The sequence below is a fragment of the Alcanivorax quisquiliarum genome, assembly GCF_023051175.1.
Lineage (GTDB): Bacteria > Pseudomonadota > Gammaproteobacteria > Pseudomonadales > Alcanivoracaceae > Isoalcanivorax > Isoalcanivorax quisquiliarum.
Window position 1 is genome coordinate 504,239 of sequence record NZ_JALKII010000002.1, and the last position, 18,149, is coordinate 522,387.

The following is an 18,149-nucleotide window of genomic DNA, read 5'->3' on the forward strand; positions in this document are numbered from 1 at the left end:
AACGCGCCCGGCGGGGCCGGGCGCGTTGCGGTTGGCAATGAGGGAATATTGCCCGAAGGCGACTACTCAGGGCAGCAGCGATTCCAGGCGCAGCTGATCGTCGTAACTCTCGCGCTGGCGCACGATAAACGCCTGATCGCCATCCACCATGATCTCGGCAGGGCGGTTGCGGCTGTTGTAATTGCTGGCCATGGAGAAGCCGTAGGCGCCGGCCGAGCGCACAGCCAGCAAGTCGCCGGTTTCCAGCGCCAGGGCGCGGTCCTTGCCTAGAAAATCACCAGTTTCACAAACCGGGCCGACCACATCCCAGTGGCGGCAGTCCGCCGAATGCGGCGTTACCGGCACGATATCCTGCCAGGCGGAATACAGGCTCGGGCGGATCAGATCGTTCATGGCGCCATCGACAATGGCAAAGTTCTTGTGCGCGGTGGGTTTCAGATAAAGTACCTGAGTGAGAAATACGCCCGCGTTGGCAGCAATCGCACGCCCCGGTTCGATATGGATCGGCATATCTGCCGGTACATGCTTGAGCAGGGCAGCCACATAGGCAGCCGGGGTAGGCGGCTGTTCATCACGGTAGCGCACGCCCAGGCCGCCGCCGAGATCAAGGTGGCGGATGGCGATGCCCTGAGCGGATAACTTGTCGACCAGTTTCAAGACCCGGTGCAAGGCATCCTCGAACGGGGCCAGGCTGGTGAGCTGGCTGCCGATGTGGCAATCTACTCCCAGTACCTCAACGTGCGGCAGTTCGGCGGCACGCTGATAAAGTGCTGGCGCCTCGTCGATATCGACGCCGAACTTGTTGTCTTTCAGGCCGGTAGAGATATACGGGTGCGTCTGCGCATCGACATCCGGATTGACACGGACAGATACCGGAGCCACCAGACCCTGCTCGCCGGCCACCAGGTTCAGCAGTTCCAGCTCGGCAGCAGATTCCACGTTGAAGCAGTGGATGCCGGCTTTCAGTGCAGCGATCATCTCATCGGCGGTTTTGCCAACGCCTGAGAATACGATCTTGTGCGGGTCGCCCCCAGCACGCAACACCCGTTCCAGCTCGCCACCGGAAACGATGTCGAACCCTGCGCCCAGGCGAGCGAGTACGTTGAGCACCGCCAGGTTCGAGTTGGCCTTCACGGCATAGCAGATCTGGTGGGGGTGCTCGCCAAAGGCGTCGTCAAAAGCCTGGTAATGGGCTTCGAGCATCGCACGCGAATAGACATACAGTGGCGTACCGAAGCGTTCCGCCAGTTCAGTCAGCGGCAGGGCCTCCGCGTAAAGCTGACCTTCGCGGTATTGAAAGTGATCCATGTGTCGATCCTGATGTCAGGGGGCGGCAGTGTCACCGGATTCTGCTTCTGCCTCGTCCTCGCTGTCGGCCTCCGCCGCCGCAGGTTCGGCGGCAGGCGCCTCGGGAAAATACAAGGGCCCGCGCTGGCCGCAGCCACTGAGGGCAAGGCACAGCAGGCCAGTGATCAACAGCGGTTTCACGATGCACTCCAAGCCGGTGCGCCGTGTGACGTGGCGCTTTTCAGAGGGCGGCAACTGGCCCGGTGAATTGCGCCCAGTATAGCGCCTCAAGCGTCCGGTAACGATGACTTGAGAAAAAAACAGGCTGCCTTAATATCGACGAGATACAGGCGGCGCTCAGGTGCCGCCTTTTGTTTGTTTGCCGTATGGCAACTGGAGTGAGCAAGACATGAATCAGCCCCCGATTATCGTTTCCCGTCTGGATGTGCAGCGCATCGAGGCGATCCTGGGTGATGCTGCGGACCTCGATGTGGCAGATGCCCTCGAACAGGAGCTGTTGCGCGCCACCCTGGTCGCGCCGGCTGATGTGCCACCCGACGTGGTGACGATGAACTCCCGCGTTCGCTGCCGTGAGGAAGTGAGCGGGCGGGAGTACACGCTGACGCTGGTCTACCCCCAGGATGTGGGGCAAGGCAAAGTCTCGGTGCTGGCGCCCGTTGGCGCGGCGCTGCTGGGGCTGTCGGTGGGCCAGAGCATCGAATGGCCAGGGCCGGGCGGCAAGCCGTTGAAAATGCATATTCTGGAGCTGGAGTATCAGCCGGAAGCCGAAGGGGATTACAAGCTCTGAGAGCAGTGCAGAGCGGCGCAATGCGGCTGTTCATGACATGCACAGATGTGGCATGAAAGACGTGAAGGGCGGGGAGCATACCCGCCCTTTTCTTTTGGGTCTTTTTGGTCTTTTCGGCATTTTGCGGGCGCCTGTCTTTTCGGCGTGCCCGTCAGGCGGTGTGATGTCCCCTGGGGCCGGGCCGTAGACGAGCAACAGATGTCAGCGAGGTGTTTGCGTGGCACAGGGTATCGATGGCATTGCCTGGCAGGAGGTTCTTGCTTTCTGGTTCCCCGAAGGGCACTCGTTGCGGGTTGATCCGGGCGTCCATCAGGATCACTGGTTCTGGCGCATGCGCGGCGGCGCAGATCAGGTCATCGTTGATCGTTTCTCTGCTCTCACTGCGGACGCGGCGGCAGGCGGCCTGGATGGCTGGGCGGAGAGCCCCGAGGGCCGGCTGGCGCTGATTATCGTGCTCGATCAATTTTCGCGCTCAGTCTGGCGGGGCAGCGCTCGCGCCTTCGCTCAGGATGCTGCTGCGTTGGAGTGGGTGACGGCCGGGCTGGCCAACGGTCACTACACCACGCTGGCCACGCCATGGCAGAAGATCGTGTACGGCCTGCCGCTGGGGCATTGCGAGGGGCCGGGCCATCTCGGCCGGCTTGATCTGCTGATCGCACTGCGCGAGGAGATAGCCGCGCAGGCACCGGCGCCATTGCAGCCGATCTATCGCGCTCTGGTGAAACAGGCGCACGACGTGCGCCGGGTGATCGCCGCTTTCGGGCGCCACCCCCACCGCAACGAGCTGCTCGGGCGCGTATCAACACCCGCAGAGCACGCCTACATCAAGCAGGGGCAGTTCCCGCATTTGCGGGCGTTCGAACCCTGATGGCTTGCCCCGCCTGCCCGGGCAATTGCCGGTGCCGGGGCAAGCGAGTCGGGCAACAGACAAGCCCGGCGCATCGCTTGCGCGTGAAAAGCTCGCCAGGCTGCAAGGCGACAAGGTTACAAGACCTGAAGGCTATCAAGCCGGTACGGGCCAAAGGTGATCCGGACCCGTCTGGCTGCTCCCTCCATCTTGTGTCGGTGGCCATGCTGTTGCCACAGACGTCTCGCCATGTGCCCCATTGCTGGCCTGTATTCTCGTCACTATCACGTTGGCGAAGGGCGTTTGGCTGACCAGGGGGCGTAGCGGCAAGCGGGATGGCGATGGCATAGCGAGGGGGCGGGAGCCCGCCCCCGGCTATCGTCGGTCAGCCGGCAAGGGCGGCGCGGGCGCGGGCGACGGCGGCGCGGACTTGCTCGGGCGCGGTGCCGCCGGGGTGATTGCGGGCGCTCACGGAGCCTTCCAGTGTCAGCACATCGAACACATCTTCGTCGATTTGGTCGCTGAACTGGCGCAGCTCGCTGATGCTCATGTCGCCGAGATCCTTCTTCTGTGCCACGCCGTGGGCGACGGCCTTGCCGACGATCTCGTGAGCATCGCGAAACGGGATGCCCTTGCGCACCAGGTAGTCCGCCAGGTCGGTGGCGGTGGCAAAGCCGCGGCGGGCGGCTTCGCGCATGGCTTCGCGGTTGGGCACCAGCGCCGGGACCATGTCGGCGAAGGCGCGCAGGCAGCCTTGCAGGGTATCCACGGCGTCGAACAACGGTTCTTTGTCTTCCTGGTTGTCCTTGTTGTAGGCCAGCGGCTGGCTTTTCATCAGCGTCAGCAGGCTGATCAAGTGGCCGTTGACGCGCCCGGTCTTGCCGCGCACCAGCTCCGGCACGTCGGGGTTTTTCTTCTGCGGCATGATCGAGCTGCCGGTGCAGAAACGATCCGGCAAGGTAATAAAATCAAATTGTGCGCTGGTCCAGAGCACCAGTTCCTCGCTCATGCGCGACAGATGCGTCATGGTGAGCGCGGCCAGGGCGCAGAACTCGATGGCGAAATCGCGATCGCTGACCGCATCCAGCGAGTTGTAGCAGATTTCATCAAAACCGAGCAGCTCGCGGGTACGTTCGCGGTTGATCGGGTAGGTGGTGCCGGCCAGCGCGGCGGCGCCGAGCGGCATACGGTTGACGCGCTTGCGGCAGTCGGCCAGGCGCTCGCGGTCACGGCGCAGCATTTCGAACCAGGCCAGCAGATGGTGGCCGAAGGTCACGGGCTGTGCGGTCTGGAGGTGGGTGAAGCCGGGCATGATGGTGGCGGCTTCGCGCTCGGCCAGGCCGAGCAGGCCGTGCATCAGGCGGCTCATTTCGCTGTCGATCAGGTCGATGTGATCGCGCAGCCACAGGCGAATGTCGGTGGCGACCTGGTCGTTGCGGCTGCGGCCGGTGTGGAGCTTTTTGCCGGTGACGCCGATCCGCTCGGTCAGGCGTGCCTCGATGTTCATGTGCACGTCTTCCAGCGCGACGGACCACTGGAATTCGCCGGCTTCGATCTCGGCCCGAATCTCGTTCAGGCCCTGGATAATGGCGTCACGCTCGTCGGGGGTGAGCACGCGGGCTTCGGCCAGCATGGTGGCGTGGGCAATGGAGCCGCGGATGTCCTGGTCGTACATGCGCTGGTCAAAATTGACACTGGCGGTGAACGCCTGCACGAATTCATCGGTGGATTCACTGAAGCGGCCGCCCCAGAGCTTGTTTTGCTTGTCACTCATCTGCACGCAGTCCTGAACAACCGTTTGACGGGAAAGGCGCGCAGTATAACACCTCCCGGTCGCGTACCGCGCGCGCTCCGGGGTATAAGGGCAGTTGCCCATTCTGGCAAGGACGGATGATGCCAAAACCCCATATTTCTGCTCCGGCGCGGGCGTTTGTGCCGGATTTGTGCGAAGCGCGCGCCGTGCTGGTGGTGGTCGTGGTGGCCCAGCTGATGGCGATAGTGCTGGCGCTGGCGGGCAGCTATTACGGCGCCTTCAGCTTCGAGCGGCTGGCGCTGACCTCGTTTTTCATGCAGTGGGTGGCGCTGACCTCGGCGGCGCTGTTGTGCATGTTGCGCCGCCACCTGAACCGGCTCGGGCCGGCCTGGGCGGCGACGGGTGTGGTCATTCTGGTGGTGCTCAATACGCTGCTGTTCAGCGTGCTGGCGCGCCTGGTGCTGGCCTGGGCCTTGCCGGATCTGCTGTCAGAGCCGGCCTTGCTGGCGCAACATGTGTGGATCAACGTGGCAATCGCGGCGATTCTTGCCGGCGGCGTGATGCGCTATTTCTATGTGCAGGAGCAGCTGCGTATCAAGGAGCAGGCAGAGCTTGAGGCGCGTATTCAGGCCCTGCAATCCCGCATCCGCCCGCATTTTCTGTTCAACAGCATGAATATCATCTCCAGCCTGATCGCGGTAGACCCGGAGGCGGCCGAGCAGGCGGTGGAAGATCTGGCCCGGCTGTTTCGCGCCAGCCTGCGGGAAACCGGCGTCCAGGTGACGCTGAAAGAGGAGCTGGATCTGTGTAAACGCTATGCGCGAATCGAGAAATTGCGTATGGGAGAACGGCTGCGGCTGGAATGGCAGGTGCAAATTGGCGCAGAGCATGTATTAATTCCACTGCTGACCTTGCAGCCTTTGCTGGAAAATGCCATTTATCATGGTATCCAGCCACGGCCGGACGGGGGTACGGTGACGGTGCGCGTGGTATGGGATGGCGATATGCTGGCTGTCAGCATGAGCAATCCGCTACCGGGGGAAGCTGAAGCAGCTGTTTCCGGGAACCGAATGGCGTTGAGCAATATTCGGCACCGGTTGGCTGCTTTGTATGGTGACCGCGCCCACGTTGAGGCCGCGGCAAATAATAATGAATATCGGGTAAGCCTCCGTTACCCGAGTGCCTGATCAGGGGGCTTCTGACTATGCGAGTACTCGTCTGCGATGACGAACAGCTGGCGCGTGACCGGCTGGTGCGTCTGGTGGATACGATGGAGGGCGTGGAAGTGGTGGCGGAGGCTGCCAACGGCCGTGAAGCAGTTCAGGCTGCGCGGCGCATGCAACCGGATGTGGTGCTGATGGATATCCGCATGCCGGACATGGATGGCATGGAGGCTGCGGCGTGCCTGGCCCGCAGCGAGCAGCCACCAGCGCTTATTTTCTGCACCGCCTATGACGAACACGCGCTGGATGCGTTCCGTGTCCGCGCTCTGGATTACCTGCTCAAGCCTGTCAGCCGTGATGATCTCAGCGCGGCGCTTGCCCGTGCGCGAACACTCACCCGCGCCCAGCGGGCGGCGGTTGCCAACGAGCTGCCGCAAGCGCAGGCCAGCCAGCGCCGGCAGCATATCAGCGCACGGACACACCGTGGGCTGGAGCTGGTGCCGGTGGAGGATGTTCGCTATTTTCTCGCCGATCAGAAATACATCACCGTACGCCACAGCGGTGGTGAGGTGCTGATAGACGAGACCCTGAAGGATCTGGAAGCGGAATTCGGTGATCTGTTTGTACGGGTGCACCGTAATGCATTGGTAGCGCTGAATTATATCGAAGGAATGGAGCAGGCGCCGGCGGGCCATCATCAGTTACGCCTGCGCGGGCTGGAGGACACGCTGGTGGTCAGCCGCCGGCATGTGGCGGGGCTGCGCAAGGTCATGTTGCGTCTTTGAGTATTTTCACCGGCAGCGGCTGTCAGGCTGCCGCCGGTGTTTTCCGGGGTAGATTCACATTAGAAGGAACCATAATGAAAAGAATAATGTTCGCTGCTGCTGCGGCAGGGCTGCTCTCGGGCTGTGCCACCGCGACCATGCCGGTCAACGGTTTCATGTATGGCAACGTCAAGGCGCCGCTGGCGGCAACCGCCGCACCAGAGCAGGCCACTCGAGTGGGCCGGGCGTCGGCACGCTCGATACTGGGCCTGATTGCCTCCGGCGATGCCAGTATTCATGCCGCCGCGCGTAACGGCGGTATCCGCGAAATTCATTACGTGGATTATGAATCGCAAAACTTTTTTGGCATCGTCGCCGAATTTACCGTAGTGGTGTACGGCAACTGAGCTGCCACTTGCCCGGCCCGTCCATCGAACGGGCCGGGTGCGAGTGTCGTGCCATTGTCCCGTTTGGAGTGGTTGCCGGACCGCAGGGCAGGCATGATCTCCCCTTTCCGCTCACAGGGTAGCTCCATATGAGTTTGCAGCGTATCGAGATTCGCAAGCAGTTCAGTGCGTCCGTGGACATGCTCTTCAGTCATCTCAGTGTTCACAAGAATCTGGAAACGATCTTTGCGCCGGCAAAGATCAGCCGCATCAAGGATGGCAGCGATGCACCGGATGGCCTCGGTTCGGTGCGCCGGATGCGCATTCTGATTGCGCCGCCATTCGAGGAGACCGTTACCGCGCACGTGCCTAACGAGCGGATCGAGTATCGGATTACGCGAGGCAGCCCGTTGCGCAATCATATGGGCGTGATGCGTTTTGCTGCGATGCCTGCGGGCGGCTCCGAGCTGCACTACACCATCGAATTCGAGGGGCGGCTGCCGTTGATAGGGCCGCTGGTGCGTGCCGGCCTTGAGCGCGGGATTCGTCGCGGGCTGGACAAGCTGCCTCTATAAACAGCGCGGCAATCAGTCAATCGACGGGCTTCCGCAAACGAAGCCCTCAGGCTGGCGGCGAGGTGATACCGAACATCTCCCGCAGGCTGGGTAGCTGATCCGTCAGCTCGACGGTGACATCACGGGCGAGTACGTCCAGCAGTACCATGGCATTGGCGGCCGGCTCGCCTTCGCTCTGGCTGCCCAGGCGCCGCGCCAGGCTGCGGTTGAGCTGGTTGAGGTTGCGATAGAGCAGCTCAAGCTCGACCACCGCCTGAGCGCCGGGCTGCTGTAACAGGTGTAAGCGCAGCAGCGTCATCGACAACACGCGCACGAAGGTTTCCGTGTCGCTGGCCAGCGGCAGGTGGAAGCGCGCCATCGGATACAGCGGCGCGGTGTGCGGGCAGTCGCTGAGTGCACAGACCAGCCCGAACAGCGAGCTCAATGCACGTTGCAGAGTCGTTTCCGCATGATAGCTGCGCAGCGCCGTATCGACGGTCAGCGTGACTGGCGTGAAGGAACGGCCGGGCCGTATCTGTTCAAAGACATACGCGATATTCACTGCCACCGGGCACCAGCGCTGCAGGCCTGTGTCCAGCGGGCAATGGCTGCATTGGTGGTGCGCCAGCTGCGCCCAGGCGGGCGGCTGGTAGCCTGCCGGCGTCCTCAGGTGGGCGCCGTCGGCGGTGCCCACGCGCACGGCGTCTTCGCTGTGATCCGCAAAACGGAAGCGATACAGGATGTCAGTGGGCATGGGGCGGCTCCGGCGGGGTGGTGGGAAGTACCAGCCGGAAGCAGGCGCCGCCCTCGGCGTTGTTGGCGGCGCTGATAGCGCCGTGGTGGCGCCGCACGATGTCATCAGAGATCGCCAGGCCCAGGCCGGTGCCCTCACCGACCGCCTTGGTGGTGTAAAACGGCTCGAACAGCGCTGGCAGATCGCTCGGTGCGATGCCGGGGCCGGTGTCGCTGACGTCGACGATCAGCCGGGTATCCTCGTTGACGCTGCGCACGGTGATCTGCCCCGGCGCGCCATTCGCCCGGATTGCCTGTGCTGCATTCACCAGCAGATTGAGAAATACCTGTGCCAGCTGGGTGGCGGAGCCTTGCACGATGGAGCGGGTGGCGGCCAGCTCGGTGTGCACTTGCACATTGCCGCGCAACTCATGGCGGGCCAGTGTCAGCGCGGTGTCGATGCAGCGGTGTACATCGACCGGCGCATGGGGTTGTTCGCCGGCGTGGGAGAAGCTGTTCAGATCATCGATGATCTTGCGAATCCGGCCGAGGCCATCGCGGGTTTCCTGCAGCAGGGCCGGATAATCGCCGATGATGTAACGCAACTCGTCATCCTCGGTCGCCTGGCTGCCGGCGTGGCTGGAGATGTTGGCCAGATATTCACCAAGTCGGTTGATATTGGCGCTGACGTAGGCCAGCGGATTGTTGATCTCGTGCGCGATGCCAGCGGAAATCACGCCGAGCGACGCCATTTTCTCCGACTTGACCAGCATGTCTTCGGCTTTGTTCAGGTGTGCCTCCTGGGTGCGTACTTGTCGCCGCAGGGAATCGTTCAGGGTGTGCAGCGCAGTGATGTCGGTGCCGAAATAAATACAGCCGGCATCCAGATCGGTCACGAACGACAGCGGGAATACAAACGTATCCAGCCAGCGTTGGGTGCCGTCGCGGGTGCGCAGGCACAACTGGCCATGCCAGACCCGTTCCTGCGCCAGCGTATCACGCAACTCGCTGGCGGCTTCGCTGCTGAGCGTATGCAGCCCGCTATCCCGTTGGTGGCGGCCGACCAGCGCACGCAGCGGTTCGCCACTGAAGCTGATGAAGCGCTCGTTGGCGTAGGTGATGATGCCTTGTGGATCGGTGGTGAGTACGCAGTATTCATCAATGATGCGCGCCAGCGGCCCCAGCGCCTTGCGATTGATCTGGTAGGCATCTGCGCTGGCTTCGATCAGCCGCAGCTTGTTGCCGAAGACGCTACCGGTGAGCGAGGAGAACTCCGCAAGCCGCGCCTCGACATTCAGCGATGCGCGGTAGGTGCGATGCATGAAAAAGATCACCACCAGCATGATCAGCATCGAGGCAATGATGTAGATGCTGCTGTGCTGGTCGGTCAGTGGAGCCAGCCATTCGGCGAGCGTTTCCATACCCTGCCCCTGCTCAGACGCTGCGTTGGCGCCTCAACTGCTCCAGTTCCTGCTGCTGGTCGCGCACTTTTTGCGCCAGCATCCGGTTTTCCAGCAGCACCTGTTTGATGCGCAGGCCCTCGGTGACGGCCTGGATCAGTTGCTGGTCATCCCAGGGCTTGGTGAAAAAGCGGAACGCAGAGGCTTCGTTGATGGCGGCCACGACGGTGTCGATATTGACCATGCCGGTGAGCAAGATGCGGGCGGCATCCGGTTGCAGGCTTTTCAGCTCGCGCAGAAAGCTGATGCCGTCGATATCGGGCATCACGCAATCAATGATGACGGCATCGAACAGGCGGCTGCGGGCGCGCCGCAGGGCGTCGCTGGCCTGGGTGAAGGTTTCGATGTGCCAATCCTGCTGGTGGCGGAAGGTGCGCGCCAGCGCCTTGAGGATATGCTCCTCGTCATCGACGATCAGAATGTTGTGGATTGTCATGGTGTTGTAGTCCGGGCAGCAAGCCAAGAAAGAACGCATATTGTTTTATATGTGGCAGTGGTGCGCGCCGGATATGTCTCGCGGCGACATCGACGGCCGTTCTGTGCGGCTTCTCATGGATTGCGGACCACAGGCCCGGAAAAAGTACCACTGGGGGGCAGGGCGAGCAAGTGACGGGCCGGAAACAACAAGGCCCGCCAGAAGCGGGCCTGTTTGCAGGGCGCGTGATGCGTCAGGCCTGTGGGCCAGCCTGGCGGATATCGTCGGAGACGTCCGCGTATTTTTCGGCGAAGTTCGTATTGAACTGTGTCGCCAGATCACGTGCTTGTGCTTCGTACTGCTCCGGGTTTTTCCAGGTTTTCTTCGGCACCAGCAGCTGTTCGTCCACACCCGGAACGGCTTTCGGCACGTCCAGGTTGATGATTTCCAGATGCTCGGTTTCCGCCTCGTCCAGCGCGCCGGACAAAATGGCATTCACCACTGCACGGGTAGTAGGAATGCTGAAGCGTTCGCCTTCGCCGTAGGGGCCGCCTGTCCAGCCGGTGTTCACCAGATAGACGCGGGAGCCGAATTCGTCCATGCGCTTCATCAGCAGCTCGGCATACTCGCCAGCGCGGCGCGGGAAGAACGGTGCGCCAAAGCAGGTGGAGAAGGTGCTCTTGATGCCGGAGCCGGCGCCCATCTCGGTGGAGCCGACCAGCGCCGTGTAGCCACTGAGGAAGTGATAGGCAGCTGCTTCACGAGAGAGCCTGGCCACTGGCGGCAGCACGCCGGTCAGATCGCAGGTCAGGAAAATGATGTGCTTCGGCTCGCCCGCCTGATTCTCGATCACGCGCTTGTCGACATTTTCCAGCGGATAGGCGGCGCGGGTGTTCTGCGTCAGCGAGACATCGGTGTAATCCGGCACGCGGGTTTCTTCGTTCAGCACGACGTTTTCCAGCACGGCGCCGAACTTGATCGCGTCCCAGATCACTGGTTCGTTTTTCTGCGACAGATCAATGCACTTGGCGTAGCAGCCGCCTTCGATGTTGAACACCACATCCTTGCCCCAGCCGTGCTCATCGTCACCGATCAGGTAACGATCCGGGTCGGCGGAGAGGGTGGTCTTGCCGGTGCCGGAGAGGCCGAAGAACAGTGCCACATCGCCGTTTTCGCCAACATTGGCAGAGCAGTGCATCGGCAGCACGTCTTTTTCGGGCAGCAGGAAGTTCTGCACCGCAAACATGGCTTTCTTCAGCTCACCGGCGTAGCGCATACCGGCAATCAGCACGCGACGCTGGGCAAACTGGAAGATCACACAGCCGTCGGAGTTGGTGCCGTCACGCTCGGGCTGGCATTCGAAATTGGCGGCGTGGAGCACTTCCCACTGTTCCTTGCTGGCCGGGTTGTACTGCTCCGGGCGAATGAACAGAGTGTTGGCGAACAGGTTGTGCCAGGCAGTCTGCGTGGTCACTTTCACCGGAATATAGTGCGCGGCAGCCGCGCCGACGTGCAGGTGGGAAACAAACTGATCCTGCTCGGCCACAAAGGCCGACACGCGCTCCCACAGTGCATCGAAGCGGGCAGCATCGAAGGGACGGTTGACCGGGCCCCAGTGAATATCGGCGCTGGTGCTGGGCTCGTCGACGATGAAGCGATCCATCGGCGAGCGACCAGTGCGGTGCCCGGTCTCACATACTAATGCGCCGTTGCTGGCAAGCTTGCCTTCATTGCGCTGGATGGCCAGCTCGACGAGTTGCGCCGGGCTCAGGTCGTTGTAAACAGTTGCTTTGGTCATGGCTATTCCTGGGCTTCTCTATCCTGGCTCTTGGCCGTATCGCAAACGCCCGGAGAGCGGGTTGCCCGGGTGTGTGCGGAAATCGCGGGTTTCGGTGCTGGTCTGCAGCGGCACCGAAAAGGCAGAGAGGGCGCCACAAAGACCTGCCGGCGTCCGCTTGGGACCACCGGCAAGCGCGCAATTATGACAGAACCCACCGTTTGGTGCCACGCGAAGGCGCTCTGCGTTAGTGAGGGCGGGCGCCAAGCTCGTGCAACATCGCGCCCAGATCGACGGCATCAAACACTTCCTCCTGGCCACAAAAATCACAGCTGACCCGTGCCTCGCCCTGATGGGTGAGAATCTGCTGGAGCTCCTGGGCGCCGAGCGAAAGCAGCGTGCTGGAGACTTTTTCCCGCGAGCAAGTGCAGCTGAAGCGAACTGCAGTGGGCGGGTTGAGCCTCGGCGGGGTTTCGTGAAACAGCCGATGCAACACTGTTTCCACCGGCAGATCCAGCAGCTCTTCCAGCGCGAGAGTGCCGGCCAGGGTAGTCAGGTGCTGCCAGGCTTGTTCGTTCTGCTGGTGATCGGCGATGCGATCAGGCAAGCGCTGCAACAGCAGCCCGGCGGCATGGCCATTGCCGGCGGCCAGCCACAGGCGAGTGGGCAACTGTTCGGACTGGGTGAAATAATCTTCCAGGCAACCAGCCAGATCGGCGCGCTCCATCGGCACCACGCCCTGATACTGGGTGCCCTGCTCGGGGCGTATGGTGATCGCCATCAAGCCCTCGCCAAGTAGCGCAGGCAGCGCGGTTTCAGCGCTTTCGCCAGGAATGTCGGCCCGCGCCAGCGCCCGCACCTCGCTCTGGTGTGTGCTCTCGGCCAGCAACAGTGTCAGCGGCCCCTGGCCCTGCGCCTGCAAGCTCAGACGGCCTTCGAGCTTCAGTGTGCCGGTGAGCAGTGTGACGGCGGCCAGCGCCTCGCCAAGCAGGCCCTGGATCACCATCGGGTAGTCATGGCCCGCCAGCGCCTGGCTGACGCTGGCTTCCAGCCGCACTATTTCGCCCCGCACATCGCTGTCAGGAAACAGGAAACGCTGGCGGATATCATTCTGGGTCATCGGCATCTCGGCTTGTGTGATCGGTAGCGGTGGTTGCGTTCAGGTGTCCTGGCGGGCGCGAAAGCGGCTCAGGTCACGGCGTTCTTTCTTGCTGGGCCGGTGATCCGGCGCAACACGGCTGGCGTATTCTGCACGCCGGTGGGCGGCCGCTTGCTCGCGTGCCACCAGGCTTTCCTCTGTTTCCTGATACAGCAGGGCGGCCTGGGCTGCACTGCCGCGCTTTTCGGCCAGGCCAGTCACGATCACAGTGAAAGTGTCGTGCCCGCGCGGTGTGGTGATGGTGTCGCCCACCTTGACGGCGCGGCTGGGTTTGACGCGCTGGCCGCCCAGTTGCACCTTGCCGCCATCCACCGCTTGCTGTGCCAGGCTGCGTGTCTTGAAAAAGCGCGCTGCCCACAGCCATTTGTCGATACGGACGCTTTCCATTATCGCGGCTGCACGGTATCGAATTGGTCGATGGCCGGGAACGGCCGGGTGTGCGGCCGCGCCGGCACGCTGGAATCCGGGTGCAGAATACTCCACAGGTGGCCGATACCGTAACGCTGCGCGGAGCCGAGCACCGGCAATGAATCGTCCACCAGCAGCGTGCGCTCGGGGGTGAACGGGTGCGCTTCGCTGAGCCGCTCCCAGAAGGGCTGCTCCTCTTTCGCCGCTCGATACTGGTGGCTGGAGACCAGTGCATCGAAATAGCGATCGATGCCGGTGCGCTCCACCTTCAATGACAGCGCATCCGGGTGCGCATTGGTGACCATCACCACGCGCCGCCCGCTGGCCTGAAGCGCAGCCAGAAACGCCTCGGCGCCGGGGCGGTAACCGATGCGCTCGGCAACCTGGCGCTTCAGCGCGGCAATGTTCAGGCCCAGCTCATCAGACCAGAAATCCATGCAATACCAGTTCAGTGTGCCCTGGTGACGGCCAATCCAGTCGGCCAGCAGCGCAAGCGCTTCCGGTTCGGAGAGCGAATTCAGCCGGGCATAGTGCTGCGGCACATAGACCTGCCAGAAGAAGTTGTCGAAGGCGAGATCCAGCAATGTGCCGTCCATGTCCAGCAGAACGGTGTCAATCTGTTGCCAGTCAATCATTTGTTTCCTGCGCAAACGCGCTAATCTGTGCGCCGGGATCACAAGGCTTCAGGAGTGCTCAGTATGCAACACAAACCCGAGATCCTTGAAACCCGGCTGATAGCCAAAAGCCGGTTGTTTGGTATCGAGGAGATGAAAATCCGCTTCAGCAATGGCGCGGAGCGTACCTACGAGCGGCTGCGCACACCGCCAATCGCTGCCGTGATGATGGTGCCGTTGCTGGATGACGATACCGTTGTCCTGATTCGTGAATATGGGGCCGGGCTGGAGGAGTATCAACTCACCCTCCCCAAAGGCGCGCTGGATGACGGCGAAGACTGGCGCGAAGCCGCCGATCGCGAGCTGCGCGAGGAGGCCGGCTATGGCGCCGGGCGCCTGACGCTGCTCAAGCGCATGACGCTTTCGCCGGGCTATATGGGCCATCAGATCCGGGCAGTGCTGGCGGAAGACCTGTTCCCGGCTACCTTGCCGGGCGACGAACCGGAGCCGCTGGAAGTGCTGACCTGGCGGCTGTCCGAGCTGGATGCACTGATACAGCGGGAAGACATGACCGAGGCGCGTGTGATTGCCGCGCTTTACATGGCTCGTGATATCGTGCGCAACCGCCAGCAGGGCTGAACGCCCCGGCGCGAGCAGGGACGGCCTCAGGCAAGGCTTGATCGATGACGCTGACTGTAAGGAGAGCAGGGTGGAAAGCACACCACAGGTTTCACAAGCACTACTGGATGATATTGCCGCCATCGCCGTGAAGGCGGGCGAGGCGATCATGGCCGTCTATGGCCGTGAAGAAATTGCCGTTGATCGCAAGGGCGACGACTCACCGCTGACTGCCGCGGATCTGGCCGCCCACAAGATCATCAGCGCGGCGCTGGCCGAACTGACCCCGGACATCCCGCTGCTGTCCGAAGAATCCGAGCACATTCCCTGGGAAGTGCGCCGGCAGTGGCGCCGCTTCTGGCTGGTTGATCCGCTGGATGGCACCAAGGAATTCATCAATCGTAACGGCGAATTCACCGTCAACATCGCCCTGATTCAGGGCGGTGAGCCGGTGCTGGGCGCGGTGCATGTGCCGGTAACCGGCGTGACCTACCTCGGTGCGCGTGAGATTGGCGCCTGGTGCGAACGCGACGGCCAGCGCCAGCCCATTCGTGTGCGCACCATCAGCTCGCCGGTGGTGATGGTGGCCAGCCGCCGCCACGGTGCCGAGCAGGTGGAGGCGCTGGAAGCCGAAATGCGCGAGCGCTTCGGGCCGGTGACCCGCACCAGCATGGGCTCCTCCCTGAAGCTGTGCCTGGTAGCGGCCGGGGAGGCTGATATCTACCCGCGCCTGGCGCCGACCTGTGAGTGGGATACTGGCGCTGCACAAGCCGTGGTGGAAGCTGCTGGCGGTGTGGTCGTGGATACCCGCCTGGCGCCGTTGGCATACCAGAAAGAAAACCTGCTCAACCCGCATTTTCTGGTGCTTGGCGGCGAGCGCGAGCGTTGGGATTTCCTGCCGGAGCTATTGCACGCCTGATCCGGGCTGGCAGGCTTTGCTGGGCTGGGCTGGGCTGGGCTGGGCTGGGCTGGGCTGGGCTGGGCTGGGCTGGGCTGGGCTGGGCGTGGCCTGGCTTCGCTTCCTTCTGGCCGGAGTCGCTCCAGCGCCTCTCAACGAGGCTCGTTCAGGCATCGTCCGCTGCGGCGAGCAGCGTAGCTTGAAGAGAGCTTCCGAATCAGGCTCGGCCCGGCGGCGGCCTGTTCCTGGGGAGGGCGCTGCCGGCCTGCTGCTTTCGGGCCGAGCCCCACGCGCCCGATGAGCCGCTTGCCGCCAGTCACGTCACGCATTCTGCCAACGACCGCCCGCGCCTGATGAACCGCTGTTGATCCGGCTATCAAGCTGCACACCGCTTATACTGGAACCGGGCATCAGCCAGCCCGCTGCCCTCTACATGGATCCGGGCATCAACCGGGCTGCTGCCCTATACTGCTACGAATGCTGTCCTGACGCGCGTGGCGCGGCCGGGCCGGCGTGTCGGTCGGTTTGCCTGGAGCCGCTGTGTCCGAGACGCACCTGCAACAGCTGATGGCCCGCCATGGAGAGCGGTACAAGTGGTTCGCCACCTGTACCGCGATGGTGGGAGCCATGGCGATGTCGCTCTCTTCCACCATCGTGAACGTGGCCCTGCCGGGCATCATGCAGACGTTTGCCGTCAGCCATAGCGAAGTGCAATGGCTGGCGACGGCGTTCATGGCCGCCATGACAGTGGGCATGCTGGTCAACGCCTGGTGTGTGAATACCTTCGGGCTGCGCCGCACATATCTGGGGGCGATGGCGATATTCCTGCTGGCCTGTGCGCTGGGCGGGCTGGCGCCCTCGTTTGCCGTACTGGTGGCGTCGCGGGTGGCCCAGGGGCTGATGGCCGGCCTGATCCAGCCGCTGGCGCTGCTGATCATCTATCAGGTATTTCCCGTCAATGAGCGCGGCAAGGCGATGGGCATCTACGGTATGGGCGTGATTCTGGGCCCGACCTTCGGCCCCGTGCTCGGCGGCGTGATGATGGATCTGGTCAGCTGGCGCTGGGTTTTTCTGGTGGTGGTGCCAGTCGTGTTCGGCGGGCTGTATATGGCGATGACGTTTCTGGCGCGGCCCGATATCGCCCTGACCCGGCGCCGGCTGGATGTGCCGGGGCTGATGTTACTGGCACTTTGGCTGACAGCGCTGCTCTGGACACTCTCCAATGCGGCCCTGCGCGGCTGGGCTGATCCGTGGCTGCTCGGCGGTATCGCTACCACCCTTATCGCCCTCGGTATCTTCGTCTGGGTGCAATTACGCCGCCGCGAGCCCTTGATGGCGATGGCGGTGTTCCTCCAGCCGGGCTTCGCCGGTGCCTTTCTGCTGGCGGCGCTCACCGGTGCCGGCCTGTTCGGCTCCATCTATCTGTTGCCGCTGCTGGTGCAGACCGAGCTGGGTTTTTCGGCCACCGAAGCTGGCCTGTTGCTGGTGCCTGCCGGCCTGGTGATGGCGGTGGTCTTCCCCATTGTCGGCCGCATGGCCGATGTGTACGGCACGCTCTGGCTGGTGGGCAGCGGGTTGCTGGTGTTTGCGGCATCCAGCCTGCTACTGGGCTTTGCCGCCGATGGCAGCACCTTCCTGCGCCTCGCCTGCTGGGCGGCATTGGGCCGCATCGGCATGGCGCTGTTGATGCCGCCGGTGGTCGTCGGCTCCCTGCGCCTGCTGCCGGAGCCGCTGATCAACCAGGGCGCAGGCGTGATCAGCTTTGCCCGGCAATTCGGTGGCGCGATCGGTGTCAGCCTGGCTGCCATGGTGCTGCAAAGCCACGCGGGCATCAGCCCGGCCGGAGAAAGCGCAAGCTCCCTGGCCCAGGGCTACCGGCAGGCGTTTTTCCTGCTGGCAGCGCTGTACCTGTTGGGCCTGCTGCCGCTGTGGTGGATGGTGCAAGGAGAGCGGCGCCTTCCCTGAAAGCCGGCCCTGAAACCTTTCCTGAAAATAAGAAATTTTGAGATGAAAGAGGCTATTTGGCTGGTTTCATCTCAAAAAATTGGATTTTTGAGATGAGATGCGCTGTTGTGGCAGGCTCAACCCAGGAACAGCTCAAACTGAAAAATAGCCGACCGGCTGCCCTATGAAGTATCAGGCGCAGAAAGCGCCAGGAGATCGGAACATGATCAAGAACGGCATGCGCCCGGTGCATCCGGGGGAGATTTTGCGAGAGGACTATCTAGAGCCGCTTGGCATGAGCGCCAATGCACTGGCGCGGGCGCTCAATGTCACCGCCACTCGCATCAATGACATTGTGCGCGAGCGCCGGGGCGTGACGGCGGATACTGCGTTGCGGCTGGCACGTTACTTCGGCGGGGATGCTCGAAGCTGGCTGAATTTACAGTCCGCGTTCGAGTTGAGAGCAGCCGAGATCGCAGCAGGTAAGGCTATTGTGAGGGAAGTGTCGCCGCGCACGGCATGAGCGCGCCGCCACCAACGCGCGCTGCCGCTTGTCGTGGCG

At 62.8% G+C, this 18,149-nt stretch carries 20 protein-coding genes; 10 read left to right on the forward strand and 10 right to left on the reverse strand.

Going from position 1 to position 18,149, the window contains the following annotated elements:
* Positions 1-66 precede the first annotated feature (66 nt).
* A complete protein-coding gene (lysA, locus tag MU846_RS05240) occupies positions 67-1,308 on the reverse strand; it encodes a diaminopimelate decarboxylase (RefSeq protein WP_246949611.1) in 1,242 nt (413 codons plus the stop codon).
* A 15-nt stretch (positions 1,309-1,323) separates the two neighbouring features.
* Positions 1,324-1,488, reverse strand: a complete 165-nt coding sequence (gene lptM / locus MU846_RS05245) for an LPS translocon maturation chaperone LptM (protein WP_246949613.1) — start codon at positions 1,486-1,488, stop codon at positions 1,324-1,326.
* Between the two features lie 208 nt (positions 1,489-1,696).
* On the opposite strand from lptM, the gene rnk reads away from it, so the two are divergent.
* Together rnk and MU846_RS05255 are read left to right on the forward strand one after the other, a co-directional pair.
* Complete coding sequence (rnk, locus tag MU846_RS05250) at positions 1,697-2,095, forward strand: nucleoside diphosphate kinase regulator (RefSeq protein WP_246949627.1); 399 nt, start codon at positions 1,697-1,699, stop codon at positions 2,093-2,095.
* A gap of 217 nt (positions 2,096-2,312) precedes the next feature.
* A complete protein-coding gene (locus MU846_RS05255; protein WP_246949631.1) occupies positions 2,313-2,963 on the forward strand; it encodes a DUF924 family protein in 651 nt (216 codons plus the stop codon).
* Positions 2,964-3,327: 364 nt separating this feature from the next.
* On the opposite strand, the gene argH is transcribed toward MU846_RS05255, so the two are convergent.
* A complete protein-coding gene (gene argH, locus MU846_RS05260; RefSeq protein ID WP_246949635.1) occupies positions 3,328-4,716 on the reverse strand; it encodes an argininosuccinate lyase in 1,389 nt (462 codons plus the stop codon).
* A 119-nt stretch (positions 4,717-4,835) separates the two neighbouring features.
* Between argH and MU846_RS05265 the strand changes: the two genes are divergently transcribed.
* The 4 genes from MU846_RS05265 (at position 4,836) to MU846_RS05280 (ending at position 7,583) form a co-directional block, all read left to right on the forward strand.
* A complete protein-coding gene (locus tag MU846_RS05265; protein WP_246949638.1) occupies positions 4,836-5,882 on the forward strand; it encodes a sensor histidine kinase in 1,047 nt (348 codons plus the stop codon).
* A 17-nt stretch (positions 5,883-5,899) separates the two neighbouring features.
* Positions 5,900-6,643 carry a LytR/AlgR family response regulator transcription factor gene (locus MU846_RS05270; protein WP_246949641.1) on the forward strand — a complete coding sequence of 248 codons (744 nt, stop codon included), beginning with the start codon at positions 5,900-5,902 and terminating at the stop codon, positions 6,641-6,643.
* Between the two features lie 74 nt (positions 6,644-6,717).
* A complete protein-coding gene (locus MU846_RS05275; RefSeq protein WP_246949644.1) occupies positions 6,718-7,029 on the forward strand; it encodes a TRL-like family protein in 312 nt (103 codons plus the stop codon).
* A gap of 128 nt (positions 7,030-7,157) precedes the next feature.
* Entirely contained in the window at positions 7,158-7,583 is a 426-nt protein-coding gene (locus tag MU846_RS05280; RefSeq protein WP_246949647.1) for an SRPBCC family protein, read from the forward strand.
* Between the two features lie 46 nt (positions 7,584-7,629).
* Here the strand turns inward: MU846_RS05280 and MU846_RS05285 are convergent, their stop codons facing one another.
* The 7 genes from MU846_RS05285 to yrfG form a co-directional block, all read right to left on the reverse strand.
* Positions 7,630-8,316, reverse strand: a complete 687-nt coding sequence (locus MU846_RS05285) for a DUF6901 family protein (protein ID WP_246949660.1) — start codon at positions 8,314-8,316, stop codon at positions 7,630-7,632.
* Positions 8,306-9,715, reverse strand: coding sequence for a sensor histidine kinase (locus tag MU846_RS05290; RefSeq protein ID WP_246949663.1), 1,410 nt, complete (start codon positions 9,713-9,715; stop codon positions 8,306-8,308). The genes MU846_RS05285 and MU846_RS05290 overlap by 11 nt, the downstream gene beginning before the upstream one ends.
* 13 nt (positions 9,716-9,728) lie before the next feature.
* Complete coding sequence (locus MU846_RS05295; RefSeq protein WP_246949676.1) at positions 9,729-10,190, reverse strand: response regulator; 462 nt, start codon at positions 10,188-10,190, stop codon at positions 9,729-9,731.
* Between the two features lie 232 nt (positions 10,191-10,422).
* Positions 10,423-11,967, reverse strand: coding sequence for a phosphoenolpyruvate carboxykinase (locus tag MU846_RS05300; protein WP_246949679.1), 1,545 nt, complete (start codon positions 11,965-11,967; stop codon positions 10,423-10,425).
* A gap of 226 nt (positions 11,968-12,193) precedes the next feature.
* Positions 12,194-13,066, reverse strand: a complete 873-nt coding sequence (hslO, locus tag MU846_RS05305; protein ID WP_246949686.1) for an Hsp33 family molecular chaperone HslO — start codon at positions 13,064-13,066, stop codon at positions 12,194-12,196.
* Positions 13,067-13,105: 39 nt separating this feature from the next.
* On the reverse strand, positions 13,106-13,492 hold the full coding sequence (locus tag MU846_RS05310; RefSeq protein ID WP_246949689.1) for an RNA-binding S4 domain-containing protein: 387 nt from the start codon (positions 13,490-13,492) through the stop codon (positions 13,106-13,108).
* Positions 13,492-14,148, reverse strand: a complete 657-nt coding sequence (gene yrfG, locus MU846_RS05315; protein WP_246949693.1) for a GMP/IMP nucleotidase — start codon at positions 14,146-14,148, stop codon at positions 13,492-13,494. The genes MU846_RS05310 and yrfG overlap by 1 nt, the downstream gene beginning before the upstream one ends.
* Positions 14,149-14,211: 63 nt before the next feature.
* Between yrfG and nudE the strand changes: the two genes are divergently transcribed.
* From nudE to MU846_RS05335, 4 genes are all read left to right on the forward strand, one after another.
* Positions 14,212-14,766 (forward strand): ADP compounds hydrolase NudE, encoded by a 555-nt coding sequence (nudE, locus tag MU846_RS05320; RefSeq protein WP_246949696.1) that lies wholly within the window; start codon positions 14,212-14,214, stop codon positions 14,764-14,766.
* Positions 14,767-14,836: 70 nt separating this feature from the next.
* Complete coding sequence (gene cysQ, locus MU846_RS05325) at positions 14,837-15,664, forward strand: 3'(2'),5'-bisphosphate nucleotidase CysQ (protein ID WP_246949699.1); 828 nt, start codon at positions 14,837-14,839, stop codon at positions 15,662-15,664.
* Positions 15,665-16,183: 519 nt separating this feature from the next.
* Entirely contained in the window at positions 16,184-17,608 is a 1,425-nt protein-coding gene (locus tag MU846_RS05330; RefSeq protein ID WP_246949715.1) for a DHA2 family efflux MFS transporter permease subunit, read from the forward strand.
* A 202-nt stretch (positions 17,609-17,810) separates the two neighbouring features.
* Entirely contained in the window at positions 17,811-18,110 is a 300-nt protein-coding gene (locus MU846_RS05335) for a HigA family addiction module antitoxin (RefSeq protein WP_246949732.1), read from the forward strand.
* Positions 18,111-18,149 lie beyond the last annotated feature (39 nt).

What these genes read in the sequence shown, in the direction of transcription:
- MU846_RS05300 (WP_246949679.1), bottom strand. Translation starts at nt 11,967, where the DNA reads ATGACCAAAGCAACTGTTTACAACGACCTGAGCCCGGCGCAACTCGTC.
- MU846_RS05310 (WP_246949689.1), bottom strand. Translation starts at nt 13,492, where the DNA reads ATGGAAAGCGTCCGTATCGACAAATGGCTGTGGGCAGCGCGCTTTTTC.
- MU846_RS05335 (WP_246949732.1), top strand. Translation starts at nt 17,811, where the DNA reads ATGATCAAGAACGGCATGCGCCCGGTGCATCCGGGGGAGATTTTGCGA.
- yrfG (WP_246949693.1), bottom strand. Translation starts at nt 14,148, where the DNA reads ATGATTGACTGGCAACAGATTGACACCGTTCTGCTGGACATGGACGGC.
- MU846_RS05285 (WP_246949660.1), bottom strand. Translation starts at nt 8,316, where the DNA reads ATGCCCACTGACATCCTGTATCGCTTCCGTTTTGCGGATCACAGCGAA.
- MU846_RS05290 (WP_246949663.1), bottom strand. Translation starts at nt 9,715, where the DNA reads ATGGAAACGCTCGCCGAATGGCTGGCTCCACTGACCGACCAGCACAGC.
- MU846_RS05265 (WP_246949638.1), top strand. Translation starts at nt 4,836, where the DNA reads ATGCCAAAACCCCATATTTCTGCTCCGGCGCGGGCGTTTGTGCCGGAT.
- MU846_RS05280 (WP_246949647.1), top strand. Translation starts at nt 7,158, where the DNA reads ATGAGTTTGCAGCGTATCGAGATTCGCAAGCAGTTCAGTGCGTCCGTG.
- lysA (WP_246949611.1), bottom strand. Translation starts at nt 1,308, where the DNA reads ATGGATCACTTTCAATACCGCGAAGGTCAGCTTTACGCGGAGGCCCTG.
- MU846_RS05275 (WP_246949644.1), top strand. Translation starts at nt 6,718, where the DNA reads ATGAAAAGAATAATGTTCGCTGCTGCTGCGGCAGGGCTGCTCTCGGGC.
- MU846_RS05270 (WP_246949641.1), top strand. Translation starts at nt 5,900, where the DNA reads ATGCGAGTACTCGTCTGCGATGACGAACAGCTGGCGCGTGACCGGCTG.
- MU846_RS05295 (WP_246949676.1), bottom strand. Translation starts at nt 10,190, where the DNA reads ATGACAATCCACAACATTCTGATCGTCGATGACGAGGAGCATATCCTC.
- argH (WP_246949635.1), bottom strand. Translation starts at nt 4,716, where the DNA reads ATGAGTGACAAGCAAAACAAGCTCTGGGGCGGCCGCTTCAGTGAATCC.
- rnk (WP_246949627.1), top strand. Translation starts at nt 1,697, where the DNA reads ATGAATCAGCCCCCGATTATCGTTTCCCGTCTGGATGTGCAGCGCATC.
- nudE (WP_246949696.1), top strand. Translation starts at nt 14,212, where the DNA reads ATGCAACACAAACCCGAGATCCTTGAAACCCGGCTGATAGCCAAAAGC.
- hslO (WP_246949686.1), bottom strand. Translation starts at nt 13,066, where the DNA reads ATGACCCAGAATGATATCCGCCAGCGTTTCCTGTTTCCTGACAGCGAT.